The following is a 14,941-nucleotide window of genomic DNA, read 5'->3' on the forward strand; positions in this document are numbered from 1 at the left end:
TTGGCTGGGTGACAGGGCAGGAGGGCAGGCGGATGAATAGCAGCACACTTTGGTTGATCGGCCGGCGCATGGGCGCCGCGATCGTGACGTTGTTGATCGTCTCGATGGTGGTGTTCGCCATCACGGCGGTGTTGCCGGGAGACGCGGCGCAACAGGCCCTGGGACAGTTCGCCACGCCGGAGCAGGTGGCGGCCCTGAGGGTGAAAATGGGCCTCGATCAGCCGGGTGTGTTGCGTTACCTGCATTGGCTGACGAGCCTGCTCAGCGGCGACATGGGCGTGTCGGTGTCCAACGCCGTGCCGGTCACGGAACTGATGGCCGGACGGGTGCCCAACACCCTGATGCTCGCGGCCGCCACAGCGCTGGTATCGGTGCCAGTGGCACTGACCCTGGGCATAGGTTCGGCGATGGGGCGTGGTGGTCGCGTCGACAGCTTCATCAGCTTTTTTACCTTGATGATGGTGGCGGTACCGGAGTTTCTGGTCGCCACCCTGGCAGTGTTGATTTTCGCGGTGAACCTGGGTTGGCTCTCGGCGTTGTCCTATTCCAGCGAGATCACCTCACCGTGGCAATTCATGCGCACCTACGCCTTGCCGGTCATGACCCTGTGTTGCGTGATCATCGCGCAAATGGCGCGCATGACCCGGGCGGCGGTGATCGATCAACTCGACAGCCCCTACGTGGAGATGGCCCGTCTCAAAGGTGTGAGCCCGGTGCGGGTGGTACTGCGTCATGCGTTGCCCAACGCCATCGGGCCTATCGCCAATGCCATCGCCTTGAGTCTGTCCTACCTGCTGGGCGGGGTGGTGATCGTCGAGACAATTTTCAACTATCCCGGCATTGCCAGCCTGATGGTCGATGCCGTGACCAACCGTGATATGGCGTTGGTCCAGGCCTGCACCATGTTGTTTTGTACCGCGTACCTGACATTGGTGTTGATTGCTGATCTGTGCGCGATCCTTTCCAACCCGAGGCTGAGAAATCAATGAACAATCTCATTGGAAAATCCCCGACCGCGGCGGTCGCTCTGGCGTTGGGCAAAGACGCTCACGCCACGTCCTGGCTGGGACTGGTGGGCGCCGCGATGTGTGTTTTCTGGTTGTTGGTGGCGATCTTCGGTCCGTGGCTGGCACCGCACCCGGTGGGGGAAGTGGTCTCTGACAATGTTTTCGACAGCCTCAGTGTCGCTTATCCGTTAGGCACCGATTACCTGGGCCGCGACATGCTCAGTCGGGTGCTGGTCGGCGCACAGTTCACCGTGGGCCTTGCGCTGGTGGCTGCGGTCCTGGCCAGTGGGCTGGGGACCAGTTGCGCACTGCTGTCGGTGGTATCACCCAAGTGGCTGGATGAGCTGATCAGTCGCCTGATGGACGCCTTTATTTCGATCCCGAGCAAGATGCTGGCGTTGATCATGGTCTCGGCATTTGGCTCGTCGGTGACTTTGCTGGTGTGTACGGCGGTGCTGAGCTACTCGCCGGGCGCGTTCCGTATTGCCCGCAGCATGGCGGTGAACATCGAGGCGCTGGAGTACGTGCAAGTGGCCCGCACCCGTGGCGAACGTCGACTGTACATCGCTTGCGTGGAGATCCTGCCCAACATGCTCAACCCGGTGCTGGCTGACTTGGGCTTGCGTTTCGGCTTCATCGTGCTGCTGCTCAGCGGCATGAGCTTCCTCGGCCTGGGTGTGCAACCACCGGATGCCGACCTGGGCTCGCTGGTGCGCGAAAACATTGGCGGGCTCAATCAGGGAGCGCCGGCCATCGTGATTCCGGCCCTGGCCATCGGCACCCTGACCATTGGCGTCAATCTGTTTATCGACCGCCTGTCTTCGCGACGTAGTCGACGTACGGGAGGTCATTGAAATGAGCGAATTGATCCGAGTCGAAAACCTGCGGGTAGTCGCTTGCGGCGAGCGCAGTGAGGTGGAGATCGTCAAGGGCGTGAGCTTCTCGCTGGAGAAAGGTGAGGTGCTGGCGCTGATCGGCGAGTCCGGTTCCGGCAAGACCACCATAGCCCTGGCGTTGCTCGGCTATGCCCGGCGCGGCTGTCGCCTGGCCGGTGGCGTGGTGCAGATTGGCGAACATGACATGCTGGCGTTGAGCGAAGGCGAGCTGCAAAGTCTGCGCGGCAATCGTGTGTCCTATATCGCCCAAAGCGCCGCCGCGGCGTTCAACCCGGCGAAAAAACTCATCGACCAGGTGGTGGAAGGGGCGTTGATTCATGGCCTGGGCAGCCGGCCCGTACTGGAAGCCAAGGCCATCGAACTGTTCCGCGACCTGGCGCTGCCCGATCCCGAGCGCATCGGCCAACGCTATCCCCATCAAGTCTCCGGCGGGCAACTGCAACGGGTGATGGCGGCCATGGCGCTGATCAGCGATCCGCTGCTGGTGGTGCTCGATGAACCGACTACAGCCCTGGACGTGACCACCCAGATCGACGTGTTGCGCGCTTTCAAGCGCGTTGTGCGCGAGCGGGGCGCGACGGCGGTCTATGTGTCTCACGACCTGGCGGTCGTCGCGCAGATGGCCGATCAGATCGTGGTGCTCAACGGCGGGCAGATCTTCGAGCAGAGCGCCACCGCGCCACTGCTCAAAGGCCCGGCGCACGCCTACACCCGCAGCCTGCTGGCGGCGGCGCGGCCGGATACGACGATCCGTCCGCCCTGCGGCGTGGCTGGCGATGCGCCGCTGCTGACTATCCAGGGCTTGACCGCTGGCTACGGCAACAAGAATCAACAGGGCATGCCGTCGATCCGGGTGCTGGAAGACATCGACCTGACCGTGCGCCGGGGCCAGGCCATCGGTGTGATCGGCGAATCGGGCTCGGGCAAATCAACCCTGGCCCGGGTGGTGGCGGGGCTGTTGACCCCGGCCCTCGGCGGGTTGACGTTTGACGGTCAACCCTTGGGCGGCAGCCTGTCCGAGCGCACTGACGAGCAATTCCGGCGCATCCAGATGGTCTTCCAGAACGCCGACACCGCGCTCAACCCGATGCACAGCGTCAGCAACATTCTGAGCCGGCCACTGAAGATGTATTTCGGCCTCAAGGGCGCGGCGCTACGTGAACGTATCGGCGAGTTGCTGGACCTGGTGCGTCTGCCTCGGGACCTGGCCGAACGCCGCCCGAGCGAACTCTCAGGCGGGCAAAAACAGCGGGTCAATTTGGCTCGGGCGCTGGCGGCCAAGCCGGATCTGATCCTGTGCGATGAAGTGACCTCGGCACTCGATACGGTGGTCGGCGCGGCCATCCTCGAGCTGCTGCGCGACCTGCGCCAGCAATTGGGGGTTTCGTACCTGTTCATCAGTCACGACATCTCCACGGTGCGGGCGCTGTGCGACGACATTGTGGTGATGTACAGCGGCCACAAGGTTCAAGAGGGCACCCGGCAATCGTTCGCCCAGCCACCCTTTCATCCTTACACCGACCTGCTGATCCATTCGGTGCCGGAATTGCGCCAGGGCTGGCTGGAAAACTGTGGCACCACCACCTGCGGCACGCTGCCCGCTTTGGGAGCAAAGGCCACTGAGCCGGGGCTCTGCACGTTCCTCAATCGCTGCCCGGTGCGGGTCGATGGCCTGTGCAACCACACCGCGCCACCCCGGCGAATCATCGACGGCGGCAGTGAAGTCCTCTGCCATCACGACAGCGCCGAGCTGCTCAAGAGCCAACAGGATGCCAACAGCATGATCATGGGAGCCTACGCATGAACGCTCGTTTCGTGAGGTTGGCCGAGCAGGGCCGGCCCATCGTCCATTTGAAAGTCGATGGCGAACCCATCGAAGCCTTGCAGGGGGACACACTCATGGTCGCATTGCTGACTCGGGGCCCGGCGTTGCGCCAGTCGGAGTTCGATCCTGGCAGCCGGGCCGGTTTCTGCCTGATGGGCGCCTGCCAGGATTGCTGGGTCTGGACCCGCAGCGGTGAACGGCTGCGTGCCTGTTCCAATGAAGTGCGCGAAGGGCTGGACATCATCACCAAGCAACCGGAGGCGATATGGCCACTGCGCGGCTGAGCAATCATCGAGTCGTCATTGTCGGCGCCGGGCCTGCCGGCATCCGTTGCGCCCAAACCCTGGTCGCGGCGGGCTTCAAGCCGGTCCTGATCGACGAAAACCGTCGTGACGGCGGACAGATCTACCGGCGCCAGCCTGAAGGCTTCACTCGTAACTACGCCACGCTTTACGGCACCGAGGCGGACAAAGCCCGGGACTTGCACGAAAGCTTCGACCGTTTGCGCCCACAGATTGACTATCGTCCGGACACGCTGGTGTGGAACCTCACGCCCGGGCAACTGTGCTGCGTCAGCCAGGGCCTGCATTCGACGGTGGATTACGATGCATTGATTCTTTGCACCGGCGCCACTGACCGCTTGATGCCGATCGAGGGCTGGCAGTTGGGCGGCACCTACAGCCTCGGTGGAGCGCAGATAGCCTTGAAGGCCCAGGCGGTGTCCATCGGCCACCGCGTGGTGTTCATGGGCAGCGGGCCGCTGCTGTATCTGGTTGCCAGCCAATACCTCAAGGCCGGTGCCAACGTGGCGGCGGTGCTGGACACCGCGCCGCTGGGCCTGCGCATCAAAGCCTTGCCCAAACTCATGGCGCGCCCCGGATTGCTGTTTACCGGCATGAAGCTGTTGGCTCAATTGTATCGGGCGAAAATCCCGGTGCACCTGGGTGTCTCTCCGTTGCAAGTGTTGGGTGAGGCGACTTCCGGCGTCAGTGGCGTGCGGGTACGCACGGCGGCCGGTGAAACCTTGACCGTGGATTGCGACGCGGTGGCGCTGGGTTATCACCTGCGCCCGGAAACCCAGCTGGCCGACCTGGCCGGTTGTGCTCTGCGTTTTGACGAGGCTTCAGGCCAATGGTGGCTGGACACGGACGAAGACGGCCGGACCTCGGTCAGCGGTGTTTATGCCGCCGGAGATGGGTCGAAGATCCGTGGTGCTGATGCCGCCGAGCATGCCGGGCGCCTGGTCGCCCTGGCGTTGTTGAGCGATTTGCAGCAACCGGTGGACGTCGCGCAGGTCGCCGCGCAGCGTCAGGCGCTCAACGTCATGGATCAATTTCGTCTCGGTCTGGCCCAGGCGTTTCCCTGGCCCGCCGCGCAAGCCAAAGCCTTGCCGGATGAGGCCATTGTCTGCCGCTGCGAGATGATCAGCGCCGGCGAATTGCGCCGTACCGTCAGTGAAAAGGGCGCCTGTGAAGTCAACCGGGCCAAGGCCTTCAGTCGGGTGGGCATGGGCCGCTGCCAAGGGCGTTATTGCTCTCAGGCCGGGGCCGAGGTCATTGCCGCAGCCGCCGGTGTCCACGTTCAGGAAGTGGGCCGGCAACGCGGACAGGCGCCGGTCAAACCGCTTTCGATGCTCACTCGGGAGGTGACGCCATGACGGTCAATAAAGCTGATGTGGTCATCGTCGGCGGTGGTTTGATGGGCTCGGCGGCGGCATTTTTCCTGCGTCAGCGGGGCCAGTCGGTGATCCTGCTGGAGCGTGACCAGATCGGTCAGTACGCCAGTGGCGTGAACTTCGGCAACGTGCGGCGCCAGGGGCGTTTTCTTGGCCAGCTGGAACTGGCGAATCGTTCCTGGGCGCTGTGGAAGCGCCTGCCGGAACTGATCGACGACGACCTGGAGTTCATCGCCAGCGGGCATATGCGCGTGTGTTATCGCGAAGAGGAGATCGCCGAACTGCAAGCCTATGCCGACGCCCCTGAGGCAGAGCAGTTGGACTTGAAGATCTTTCGTGGCGCTGAGCTGCACGAGCGTTTTGCGTTCCTCGGGCCAGACGTCAAGGGCGGCTCCTATGCGCCGCACGACGGTCACGCCAACCCACGTCTGGCGGCCCCGGCGTTTGCCAGGGCGGCGCGGCGACTCGGCGCACGCATCGAGGAGCGGACAGAAGTGGCTGAAGTGCAGAAGGCCAATGGTGATTTCAGTGTCACAACCACCGATGGCCGTCAGTTCAGCGCCGCTCAACTGCTGATTACGGCGGGTGCCTGGGGGCAGAAACTCTCGGCGCAGTTTGGTGAGCCGGTGCCGCTGGACACTAACGGCCCACAGATGGCCGTCACCGAACCGGTGCCTTATGCCTTGCCGACGGTGATCGGCGTGTACACCAAAATTCCTGAGGAAGTGATCTATTTCCGGCAGATTCCCAGGGGCAACATCGTCATCGGTGGCGGCTATCGCAGCAAGCCGGACATGCTCAACCGCCGGGCCTATGTCGAGCCGCGCAGCATTCTCAACCAGCTTGACCAGATGCGTCGCTTGCTCCCAGGCGTCGGCAACCTGAACATCATTCGCGTGTGGAGCGGCATCGAAGGTTATCTGCCCGATTCCCTGCCGGTGATGGGCCCCAGCGGCAACGTGGACGGCTTGTATTATGCGTTCGGTTTCTGCGGCCACGGCTTTCAGCTCGGGCCAGGGGTTGGCGACGTCATGGCCGAGCTGATCAGCACCGGCAGTACCAGCACCTCGATCGAACCGTTCTCCATTCGCCGATTCGCCCCCACTGCCGAGCAACGGAGCAAAGCCTCATGAAACCTCGCGTGCTAGCTATTTTCGAACGCCTGCTGGCGTTTGAAACGGTCTCTTCAGAGTCGAACATGGCCCTGATCGAGTACGTGCGCGAGCTGCTGCTGAGCAAGGGCATCGAGTCGCTGATCGTCAAGGATGAAAGCGGCAAGAAGGCCAACCTCTTCGCCAGCATCGGCCCACGGGAGTTGCCGGGGATTCTGCTGTCCGGACATACCGACGTGGTGCCAGCGGCGGGGCAGGCCTGGACCGTTCCGGCGTTCCAGGCGACGGTGCGGGACGGGCGGGTGTACGGTCGTGGCAGTTGCGACATGAAAGGGTTCATCGCCTTGGCCATCGATGCCATGCTCGATGCCGCCGACCATCCCCTGAACCGACCGCTGCAACTGGCGCTCTCCCATGACGAGGAAATCGGTTGCGTGGGTGTACGCCGCTTGCTTGACGTGCTGCACCTGGCACCGGTGCGGCCGTTTTTGTGCGTGATCGGCGAGCCGACCAACATGCAGTTCGTGCTCGGGCACAAGGGCAAAGGCTCTTATCGCACTTACTGCCGTGGCCTGGAGGCGCACTCGTCCCTGGCGCCGCGTTCGGTCAATGCGATTCATGTGGCCTGCGATTTCATCGCCGCGTTGCGCCAGAGCCAGCAGCAGCTGCAAGAGCAGGGCGCCCGGGACGCCGATTACGACGTGCCCTACAGCACCGTGCACGTCGGGCAGATTGTCGGTGGCAAGGCGCTGAACATCGTGCCAAACCTGTGCACCCTGGATTTCGAAGTGCGCAACCTGCCGGCCGACGATCTGGATCAGTTCCTCGAGCAACTGCGCGAGCACGCCGAAGTGATCGTGCGCGAGGCCAGGAAACTCTCCAGCGTGGCGGACATCGAGATCGAAACCCTGAACGTCTATCCGGGGCTGGATACTCATCCGAGCGTTGAGGCGGTGCGCTTTCTGAAGAACTTCGCCGCAGCGGACACCGGCACCGCCAAGGTTTCCTTCGGCACCGAGGGAGGGCTGTTCAAGCAGCGCCTGGATGTGCCGGTGGTGGTCTGCGGCCCGGGCTCCATCGAGCAGGCGCACAAGCCCGACGAGTTCATTGAAATCAGCCAGATGGAAGCGGGGGAGCGGTTTCTGGAAGGGTTGCTGGGCTCCTTGAAAATCTAAGCCATACACAGAACAAAATGTGGGAGTACTCGTGTGGGAGCACAGCTTGCTCGCGATGAACGATGACATGGTCTTGATCAGTGTCTGATCCACCGCAATCGCGAGCAAGCTTTGCTCCCACAGGTTTCGGTGTTTAGCCTGGGGCTTCGGTAGAGCCTGCCGTCCCACCTCGAAACTTCAGCATCCAACACTGCCCAAAACCCGCTTTCAGCATCCTCATCCGCGGCATCTCCCTAGACTGGAAATACCTCGGAACAGGACGCGATCATGCTCAAGAATCAATTGAAAGACCCCAGCCTTTTAGCAGAATTCGCCTACGTCGACGGGCAGTGGATCGGTGCCGATGACGCCGCCACGCTCGACGTCATCAACCCGGCCACGGGCAAAGTGCTCGCTCGGGTGCCGGCCATGCAGGGAGTGGAAACCCGGCGTGCCATCGACGCCGCCGAGCGTGCCTGGCCGGCCTGGCGTGCGCGCCCGGCGGCGGAGCGCGCGGTGCTGCTGGAGCGTTGGTATCAGGCCATGATCGACAACCTGGACGATCTGGCGCTGATCATGACGTTTGAACAGGGCAAGCCGCTGAACGAAGCCAAAGGCGAAATCCGCTACGGCGCCGGCTTCGCCAAATGGTTTGCCGAAGAGGCTCGCCGGGTTTATGGCGAAACCATCCCGGCCCCCAGCGGCGACCGTCGTCTGCTCACCCTCAAGCAGCCAGTGGGTGTCTGCGCGGCGATCACTCCGTGGAATTTCCCCAACGCGATGATCACCCGCAAATGCGCGCCAGCCTTGGCGGCGGGGTGCCCGGTGATCGTCAAACCGTCGGACCTGACACCTTTGTCGGCCCTGGCCCTGGCGGTGCTGGCCGAGCGGGTCGGGATTCCGGCGGGAGTGTTCAACGTGGTGACCGGCATGCCGGCGGGCATCGGCGAAGAACTGACCGGCAACCCGACGGTGCGCAAGATTTCCTTCACCGGGTCCACGGCGGTCGGTCGCCTGCTGATGCGCCAGAGCGCCGAACACATCAAGCGCCTGAGCCTGGAGCTGGGCGGCAACGCGCCGTTCATTGTGTTTGACGACGCGGACCTGGAGCAGGCCGTGGCCGGGATCATGCTCAGCAAGTTTCGCAACGCTGGCCAGACCTGCGTCTGCGCCAACCGCATCCTGGTGCAGGACGGTATTTACCAGCGCTTCGCCGAGCGCCTGGTGCAAGAAGTGGGCAAGCTCAAGGTCGGCAATGGCCTGGAGGCCGACGTGATGATCGGTCCGCTGATCAACATGGCGGCGGTGAGCAAAGTCGCTCGGCATATCGATGATGCGTTGAGTCAGGGCGCGCGTCTGCTCTGTGGCGGCATTCCCGAGGGTGACAGCCAGTTCGTCCAGCCCACGGTGCTTGGCGAGGCCCACGCTGGCATGTTGCTGGCCAGTGAGGAAACGTTTGGCCCGGTTGCGCCGCTGATGCGTTTTTCCACCGAGGAAGAGGCGCTGGCGCTGGCTAACGCCACACCGTATGGCTTGGGGGCTTATTTCTTTACCCAGGATCTGCGCCGCTCATGGCGGTTCGGCGAGGGACTGGAGTTCGGCATGATCGGTCTTAACACAGGACTCATTTCCATGGAAGTCGCGCCCTTCGGTGGTGTCAAACAGTCGGGCCTGGGCCGTGAGGGCAGCAAATACGGCCTGGATGAATACCTTGAAATCAAGGCCTTCCACATCGGTGGGCTGTGATGTGTCCATTGTTTGCACACCTACCAGGGAGCCACGATTGATGAGCAAACCATTTCGAATCGCTGCCATCGCCGGCGATGGCATCGGCAAGGAAGTCCTGCCTGAAGGGCTTCGGGTACTGGAGCAGGCCGCGAAAAAATGGCAGTTGTCGTTGAGCATCGAAGTGCTCGATTGGGCCCACTGCGACTACTACCTGGAACACGGGCAGATGATGCCCGCTGACTGGTTCGAGCAACTCAAGGGCTTCGATGCGATCTACTTCGGCGCCGTGGGCTGGCCGGACAAAGTGCCGGATCACATTTCCCTGTGGGGCTCGCTGCTCAAGTTCCGCCGCGACTTCGACCAGTACGTGAACATTCGCCCGGTGCGACTGTTCCCGGGCGTGCCGTGCCCCTTGGCCGGGCGAGAAGCGGGGGATATCGATTTCGTGGTGATCCGTGAGAACACCGAAGGCGAATACTCCTCCGTGGGCGGCAAGATGTTTGAAGGCACCGAGCATGAGTTCGTGCTCCAGGAGTCGGTGTTCACCCGGCGCGGCGTCGATCGGATTCTCAAGTTCGCCTTCGATCTGGCCCAGACCCGACCGCGCAAGCGCTTGACCGCGGCGACCAAGTCCAACGGGATCTCCATCAGCATGCCGTATTGGGACGAGCGCACGGCGTTGATGGCCGAGCAGTATCCGGATGTGCAATGGGACAAACAGCACATCGATATCCTGTGTGCGCGTTTCGTTCTGCAGCCGGACCGTTTTGATGTGGTGGTGGCGTCAAACCTGTTCGGCGACATCCTCTCCGACCTCGGCCCGGCCTGCGCCGGCACCATCGGCATCGCGCCGTCGGCCAACCTCGATCCGCAGCGACGCTTCCCGTCGTTGTTCGAACCGGTGCATGGCTCGGCGCCGGATATTTATGGACAGAACATCGCCAACCCGATTGCGATGATCTGGTCAGGGGCGTTGATGCTCGATTTCCTGGGCAATGGTGATGAACGTTATCGCGCCGCCCATGACGGGATTCTCAAGGCCATTGAACAAGTGATTGCCCAAGGGCCGATCACCCCCGACCTGGGCGGACAGGGCTCGACCCAGGATGTCGGCAGGGCCATCGTTGCGGCGCTTTGACGCTTTACTAACCTGTGACACCTTTTTGCCCGCTCACACTGCGGGCTTTTTTTGGAGTTCGATCGCAAAACTCAAAATCCCCTGTGGGAGCGAGCTTGCTCGCGATAGCGGAGGGTCAGTCACCGGGGATTTTGACAGTGCCGTCGCCATCGCGAGCAGGCTCGCTCCCACAGTTTTTTCGGGGTGGCTGCACGATTCACATCCACCGCAGATCCCCTGTGGGAGCGAGCTTGCTCGCGATAGCGGAGGGTCAGTCACCGGGGATTTTGACAGTGCCGTCGCCATCGCGAGCAGGCTCGCTCCCACTGTTTTTGGGGTGGCTGCAAGATTCATATCCACCGCAGATTCCCTGTGGGAGCGAGCTTGCTCGCGATAGCGGAGTGTCAGCCAGCGGGGATTTTGACAGTGCCGTCGCCATCGCGAGCAGGCTCGCTCCCACAGTTTTTTTGGGGTGACCGCAAGATTCACATCCACCGCAGATCCCCTGTTGGAGCGGGCTTGCTCGCGATAGCGGYGTGTCAGRCASCGGGGATTTTGACRGTGSCGTCGCCATCGCGAGCAGGCTCGCTCCCACAGTTTTTGGGGTGGCTGCAAGATTCACATCCACCGCAGATCCCCTGTGGGAGCGGGCTTGCTCGCGATAGCGGGGTGTCAGCCACCGGGGTTTTTGACCGTGCCGTCGCCATCGCGAGCAGGCTCGCTCCCACAGTTTTTGGGGTGGCTGCAAGATTCACATCCACCGCAGATCCCCTGTGGGAGCGAGCTTGCTCGCGATAGCGGAGTGTCAGTCAGCGGGGATTTTGACAGTGCCGTCGCCATCGCGAGCAGGCTCGCTCCCACAGTTTTTTTGGGGTGACCGCAAGATTCACATCCACCGCAGATCCCCTGTTGGAGCGGGCTTGCTCGCGATAGCGGGATTCAGGAATGAGATGCGCAAGCATGGACTCCTGCACAGCATGAGTCGTAAAGGTGAGTGCTGGGACAACGCCCCGATGGAGCGTTTCTTTGGGAGCCTGAAATCAGAGTGGGTGCCAGACGATGGCTACAGCTCGGAGCATGAAGCCCGCGTGGATGTGCAACGTTATGTGATGCGATACAACAACGTCAGGCTCCATAGCTACAACGACTACCGGTCGCCGGTAGCCATGGAGAAACTGGCGGCGTGAAACCTTAACTGGTGTCCAGAATTACTTGACCAGTTCAGCCTGCTCGCGAAGCGGCCCATCAGCTTCAACAACACATCTAAATGCACAGGCAAAAAAAAGCCCCTCGTCGTTGGCCGGCGAGGGGCAGGGTGCACAGCGTCAGTCAGCCTTGATCGGCACGACTTTTTCCGCTTTCAGCGCTTCCGGTTTTTTAGGCAGCGTCAGGGTCAGCACGCCTTTGCTGAACTGAGCTTCGATCTTGTCGCTATCGATGCCTTTTGGCAGGTTGAAAACCCGTTCGAAGGAGCCGTAATGGCGTTCGGACAGGTGATAACCTTTTTTCTTTTCTTCCTTGGCTTCTTTCTTCTCGCCCTTGATGATCAGGTTGCCATTGGCGAGCCGGATTTCGATGTCTTTCTGATCCATGCCGGGCAATTCGGCTGTGATTTCAAAGCTCTTTTCCTTCTCGCTGATGTCCACGGCCGGCAGGCTCGTGGAGAACTCCCTGCGCCAGAATGGCTCGACATCGAACAGTCCGCGACTGAAAGGAGAAAGACCTGTACCCCGGTTGAAGTCATCGAACAGGTGATCCACCTGCTGACGGAGCTTTTCCAGTGGATGCCAAAGGTCATTCTTGGCCGGATGTTGAGTGTTGTCTTGGGTATCGACCGGCATTTTTTTCACTGAATTGGACATTTGATTTTCCTCTTTGGTGATGTCCGGGCGGGACTTGGCATCATTGCCAGGGACCGGTTCCGGACGGGTCAATGCACGCTTGCAAGCCTTACAACGAGAGCTGGCCGGACCAGAGCATCCAGCCGGCGAAAATCGCCGCCACCCAGATCACCAGCAGCAACCCCCAGCCGAAACCATTGAGCGCATGCCCGGTCCTGGCCCGTTGCGCGCTGAGGTAAATCAGCGAACCGGGGGCATAGAGCAGGGCGCTGAGCAGCATGTAGCGAGGGCCAGCGGCGTAGAGCAGCCAAATGCAATAGGTGGTGGCGACCAAGGCGATGGCCATGTCGCGCAATTGCAGGGCGCGGTGCCCGGCGTAGGTCTGGCCTTGCCAGGTCATCTTCAGCGCGTACAGGCCGCTGAACAGATAAGGCAGCAGGATCATCGAGGTGGCGAGCGAGATCAGGGCCAGGTAGCTGGCGCTCGAATACAGCGTCAACAACAGGAACAGCTGAATGCAGCCGTTGGTGATCCACAGCGCGTTGGCCGGCGCGCCGTGCTGGTTTTCCGAGGCCAGCGCGCGGGGCATGACCTTTTCCCTGGCCGGCGTGAACACCGATTCCGCTGCCAGCAGGGTCCAGGCCAGCAGCGCACCACCGACCGACACAATCAGGCCGATACTGATCAACACCGCACCCCAAGGACCGGCCACCGCCTCCAGAACACCCGCCATGGATGGGTTCTTCAGGGCAGCCAGTTCAGGTTGTCTGAGGATCCCCAGAGACAGGAGCGACACGGCAATCAGCAGCAGCAATGTCAGGACGAAACCGATCACCGTGGCCCTGCCCACATCCGCCCGGTCGGCGGCACGGGCGGAAAACACGTTGGCACCTTCAATGCCGATAAAGACCCAGACCGTCACCAGCATGGTGCTCTTGACCTGATCCAGGGTACTACCCAATGCCGGCGTGCCCCAAAAGTCGACCATGAAGGTGTCTTTGGAAAATCCGGCGATCACCAGGCCGATGAACAGCAGCAAGGGCACGACTTTGGCCACGGTGGTCAGGGCGTTGGCCTTGGCCGCTGTGCGCATCCCGCGCAGGATCATCCAATGCAACGACCACAGCACCACCGACGCACCGGCAATCGCGGCCTTGTTATTGCCTTCGCCGAACAAGGGAAAAAAGTAACTGAGTGCCGCGAACAGAATCACCAGATAACTGACGTTGCCAATCCACGCACTGATCCAGTAGCCCCACGCCGAATTGAAGCCCAGGAACTCACCCCCAAGCGCACGAGCGTAGGCGAACACGCCATTATCGAGTTCCGGTTGACGGTTGGAGAGGGTCTGATAGACCAGGGCCAGTGACAGCATACCCACGCCAGTGATCAGCCAGCCGATCAGGATAGCCCCGGCACCCGCGCTGGAGGCCATGTTCTGGGGCAGGCTGAAAATGCCGCTGCCGATCATCGAACCCACCACCAGCGCAACCAGCAGGCTCAATGACAGGCGTTTGGGTTCGACCTTTCGCAAACTGCCGGCCAAAGGATGAGGTTTGACGGCCGGGATGACCGGCTCAGTGCCTTGCAGGTGCGTTGCCATGATTGAAGCCTCCACGAGACGAAGGGGTCGACGACCTTCGCCGAAGCGAAGGTTCTAGCGCGGGTTATTAATCTCTGCGTGAAGAGGCTGGGGAGCATTGATTTAGATCAGAGGTTATGCAGGGCGTGCATGCGTGAATTTCATAGGAAAAGGGCCGAGCTGCCTTGCAGGGAAATTGACATAAATCAACGCCGAGGCCGCTCTATCAGAGGACGCTGGATTGACGCTGAACGACGGGGCGCAACAGCCTGTGGAGGTTTTCCAATGAGTCAGAGTCCCTCAATGCAAACAGTGTGGAAGGACCGCAGCGCAGCGGGGCAAGGGCTGGTGGAACATTTGTTCAAATACGCCCATCGACCCGATGTCATCGTCCTGGCCTTGCCCCGTGGCGGAGTTCCAGTGGCTTATGAAGTGGTCACCGCTCTGCACGTGCGCCTTGATCTGATGCTGGTTCGCAAACTGGGTGTGCCGTCCAACCCTGAGTTCGCGATGGGCGCCATTGCCAGTGGTGGCATACAGATCCTCAATGACGACGCTCTTCGTGCCCATCCGATTGATCAGCCCAGTTTCGACGCCGTGGTTGCCCGGGAAACCCGGGAGCTGTTGCGTCGTGAGCAGGCGTATCGAGGCACTCGTGAGCCTGTACAACTCAAGGACCAGGTGGTCATCCTGATTGATGACGGTCTGGCGACGGGGGCCTCGATGATGGCAGCGATCCACGCGGTCCGCACGCAAGGGCCTTCGCGCGTTGTGGTCGCCGTGCCGGTTGGGCCGCTTGAAACAGTGGAGGCGCTACGCAGCGAAGTGGATGAGGTGATTTGTCCGCTTATTCCTGACTGGCTGGTTTCCATAGGCTATTGGTACAAGGACTTCCCTCAGACATCCGATGAAATCGTCATCGATTTGCTGCAGCGGGCCTGGCAACGGGAGTCGACCGCCGCGTCTCAGGGGTAGAGCGGCGGGACTGCGAACGGGCCTGCGAC

The 14,941-nt window shown here is 61.7% G+C and carries 13 protein-coding genes; 11 read left to right on the forward strand and 2 right to left on the reverse strand.

Annotated features, from left to right (window positions below; genetic code table 11):
* The first annotated feature begins 32 nt into the window (after positions 1-32).
* The 10 genes from CRX69_RS16000 (at position 33) to CRX69_RS16060 (ending at position 11,701) form a co-directional block, all read left to right on the forward strand.
* Positions 33-989, forward strand: a complete 957-nt coding sequence (locus CRX69_RS16000; protein WP_076385414.1) for an ABC transporter permease — start codon at positions 33-35, stop codon at positions 987-989.
* Positions 986-1,861, forward strand: a complete 876-nt coding sequence (locus CRX69_RS16005) for an ABC transporter permease (protein ID WP_076385412.1) — start codon at positions 986-988, stop codon at positions 1,859-1,861. The genes CRX69_RS16000 and CRX69_RS16005 overlap by 4 nt, the downstream gene beginning before the upstream one ends.
* Before the next feature lies 1 nt (position 1,862).
* Positions 1,863-3,707 carry an ABC transporter ATP-binding protein gene (locus CRX69_RS16010; RefSeq protein ID WP_076385410.1) on the forward strand — a complete coding sequence of 615 codons (1,845 nt, stop codon included), beginning with the start codon at positions 1,863-1,865 and terminating at the stop codon, positions 3,705-3,707.
* Positions 3,704-4,012 carry a (2Fe-2S)-binding protein gene (locus tag CRX69_RS16015; RefSeq protein WP_076385408.1) on the forward strand — a complete coding sequence of 103 codons (309 nt, stop codon included), beginning with the start codon at positions 3,704-3,706 and terminating at the stop codon, positions 4,010-4,012. Before CRX69_RS16010 ends, CRX69_RS16015 begins: the two co-directional genes overlap by 4 nt.
* A complete protein-coding gene (locus CRX69_RS16020) occupies positions 3,994-5,385 on the forward strand; it encodes an FAD/NAD(P)-dependent oxidoreductase (RefSeq protein WP_107322317.1) in 1,392 nt (463 codons plus the stop codon). Before CRX69_RS16015 ends, CRX69_RS16020 begins: the two co-directional genes overlap by 19 nt.
* Positions 5,382-6,536: an NAD(P)/FAD-dependent oxidoreductase gene (locus CRX69_RS16025; protein ID WP_076385404.1), complete on the forward strand. Its 1,155-nt coding sequence runs from the start codon at positions 5,382-5,384 to the stop codon at positions 6,534-6,536. Before CRX69_RS16020 ends, CRX69_RS16025 begins: the two co-directional genes overlap by 4 nt.
* Positions 6,533-7,690 (forward strand): acetylornithine deacetylase, encoded by a 1,158-nt coding sequence (argE, locus tag CRX69_RS16030; protein WP_107322318.1) that lies wholly within the window; start codon positions 6,533-6,535, stop codon positions 7,688-7,690. Before CRX69_RS16025 ends, argE begins: the two co-directional genes overlap by 4 nt.
* Positions 7,691-7,957: 267 nt before the next feature.
* Positions 7,958-9,415 (forward strand): NAD-dependent succinate-semialdehyde dehydrogenase, encoded by a 1,458-nt coding sequence (locus tag CRX69_RS16035; protein WP_076385400.1) that lies wholly within the window; start codon positions 7,958-7,960, stop codon positions 9,413-9,415.
* 40 nt (positions 9,416-9,455) lie between these two features.
* Positions 9,456-10,535 carry a tartrate dehydrogenase gene (locus CRX69_RS16040; RefSeq protein ID WP_076385398.1) on the forward strand — a complete coding sequence of 360 codons (1,080 nt, stop codon included), beginning with the start codon at positions 9,456-9,458 and terminating at the stop codon, positions 10,533-10,535.
* Positions 10,536-11,464: 929 nt separating this feature from the next.
* Positions 11,465-11,701, forward strand: coding sequence for an integrase core domain-containing protein (locus tag CRX69_RS16060; RefSeq protein WP_420821188.1), 237 nt, complete (start codon positions 11,465-11,467; stop codon positions 11,699-11,701).
* Positions 11,702-11,839: 138 nt separating this feature from the next.
* Here the strand turns inward: CRX69_RS16060 and CRX69_RS16065 are convergent, their stop codons facing one another.
* Positions 11,840-12,376 (reverse strand): Hsp20/alpha crystallin family protein, encoded by a 537-nt coding sequence (locus tag CRX69_RS16065; protein WP_047225871.1) that lies wholly within the window; start codon positions 12,374-12,376, stop codon positions 11,840-11,842.
* An 88-nt stretch (positions 12,377-12,464) separates the two neighbouring features.
* On the reverse strand, positions 12,465-13,958 hold the full coding sequence (gene arcD, locus CRX69_RS16070; protein WP_052915282.1) for an arginine-ornithine antiporter: 1,494 nt from the start codon (positions 13,956-13,958) through the stop codon (positions 12,465-12,467).
* 264 nt (positions 13,959-14,222) lie between these two features.
* Here arcD and CRX69_RS16075 point away from each other — a divergent pair, with 264 nt between their 5' ends.
* Positions 14,223-14,912 carry a phosphoribosyltransferase gene (locus CRX69_RS16075; RefSeq protein WP_047225681.1) on the forward strand — a complete coding sequence of 230 codons (690 nt, stop codon included), beginning with the start codon at positions 14,223-14,225 and terminating at the stop codon, positions 14,910-14,912.
* Positions 14,913-14,941: the final 29 nt, after the last annotated feature.

The organism is Pseudomonas rhizophila, assembly GCF_003033885.1.
Classification (GTDB): domain Bacteria; phylum Pseudomonadota; class Gammaproteobacteria; order Pseudomonadales; family Pseudomonadaceae; genus Aquipseudomonas; species Aquipseudomonas rhizophila.

Coding starts and splice junctions, on each gene's coding strand:
- CRX69_RS16000 (WP_076385414.1), top strand. CDS start 33: ATGAATAGCAGCACACTTTGGTTGATCGGCCGGCGCATGGGCGCCGCG.
- CRX69_RS16005 (WP_076385412.1), top strand. CDS start 986: ATGAACAATCTCATTGGAAAATCCCCGACCGCGGCGGTCGCTCTGGCG.
- CRX69_RS16010 (WP_076385410.1), top strand. CDS start 1,863: ATGAGCGAATTGATCCGAGTCGAAAACCTGCGGGTAGTCGCTTGCGGC.
- CRX69_RS16015 (WP_076385408.1), top strand. CDS start 3,704: ATGAACGCTCGTTTCGTGAGGTTGGCCGAGCAGGGCCGGCCCATCGTC.
- CRX69_RS16020 (WP_107322317.1), top strand. CDS start 3,994: ATGGCCACTGCGCGGCTGAGCAATCATCGAGTCGTCATTGTCGGCGCC.
- CRX69_RS16025 (WP_076385404.1), top strand. CDS start 5,382: ATGACGGTCAATAAAGCTGATGTGGTCATCGTCGGCGGTGGTTTGATG.
- argE (WP_107322318.1), top strand. CDS start 6,533: ATGAAACCTCGCGTGCTAGCTATTTTCGAACGCCTGCTGGCGTTTGAA.
- CRX69_RS16035 (WP_076385400.1), top strand. CDS start 7,958: ATGCTCAAGAATCAATTGAAAGACCCCAGCCTTTTAGCAGAATTCGCC.
- CRX69_RS16040 (WP_076385398.1), top strand. CDS start 9,456: ATGAGCAAACCATTTCGAATCGCTGCCATCGCCGGCGATGGCATCGGC.
- CRX69_RS16060 (WP_420821188.1), top strand. CDS start 11,465: ATGCGCAAGCATGGACTCCTGCACAGCATGAGTCGTAAAGGTGAGTGC.
- CRX69_RS16065 (WP_047225871.1), bottom strand. CDS start 12,376: ATGTCCAATTCAGTGAAAAAAATGCCGGTCGATACCCAAGACAACACT.
- arcD (WP_052915282.1), bottom strand. CDS start 13,958: ATGGCAACGCACCTGCAAGGCACTGAGCCGGTCATCCCGGCCGTCAAA.
- CRX69_RS16075 (WP_047225681.1), top strand. CDS start 14,223: ATGAGTCAGAGTCCCTCAATGCAAACAGTGTGGAAGGACCGCAGCGCA.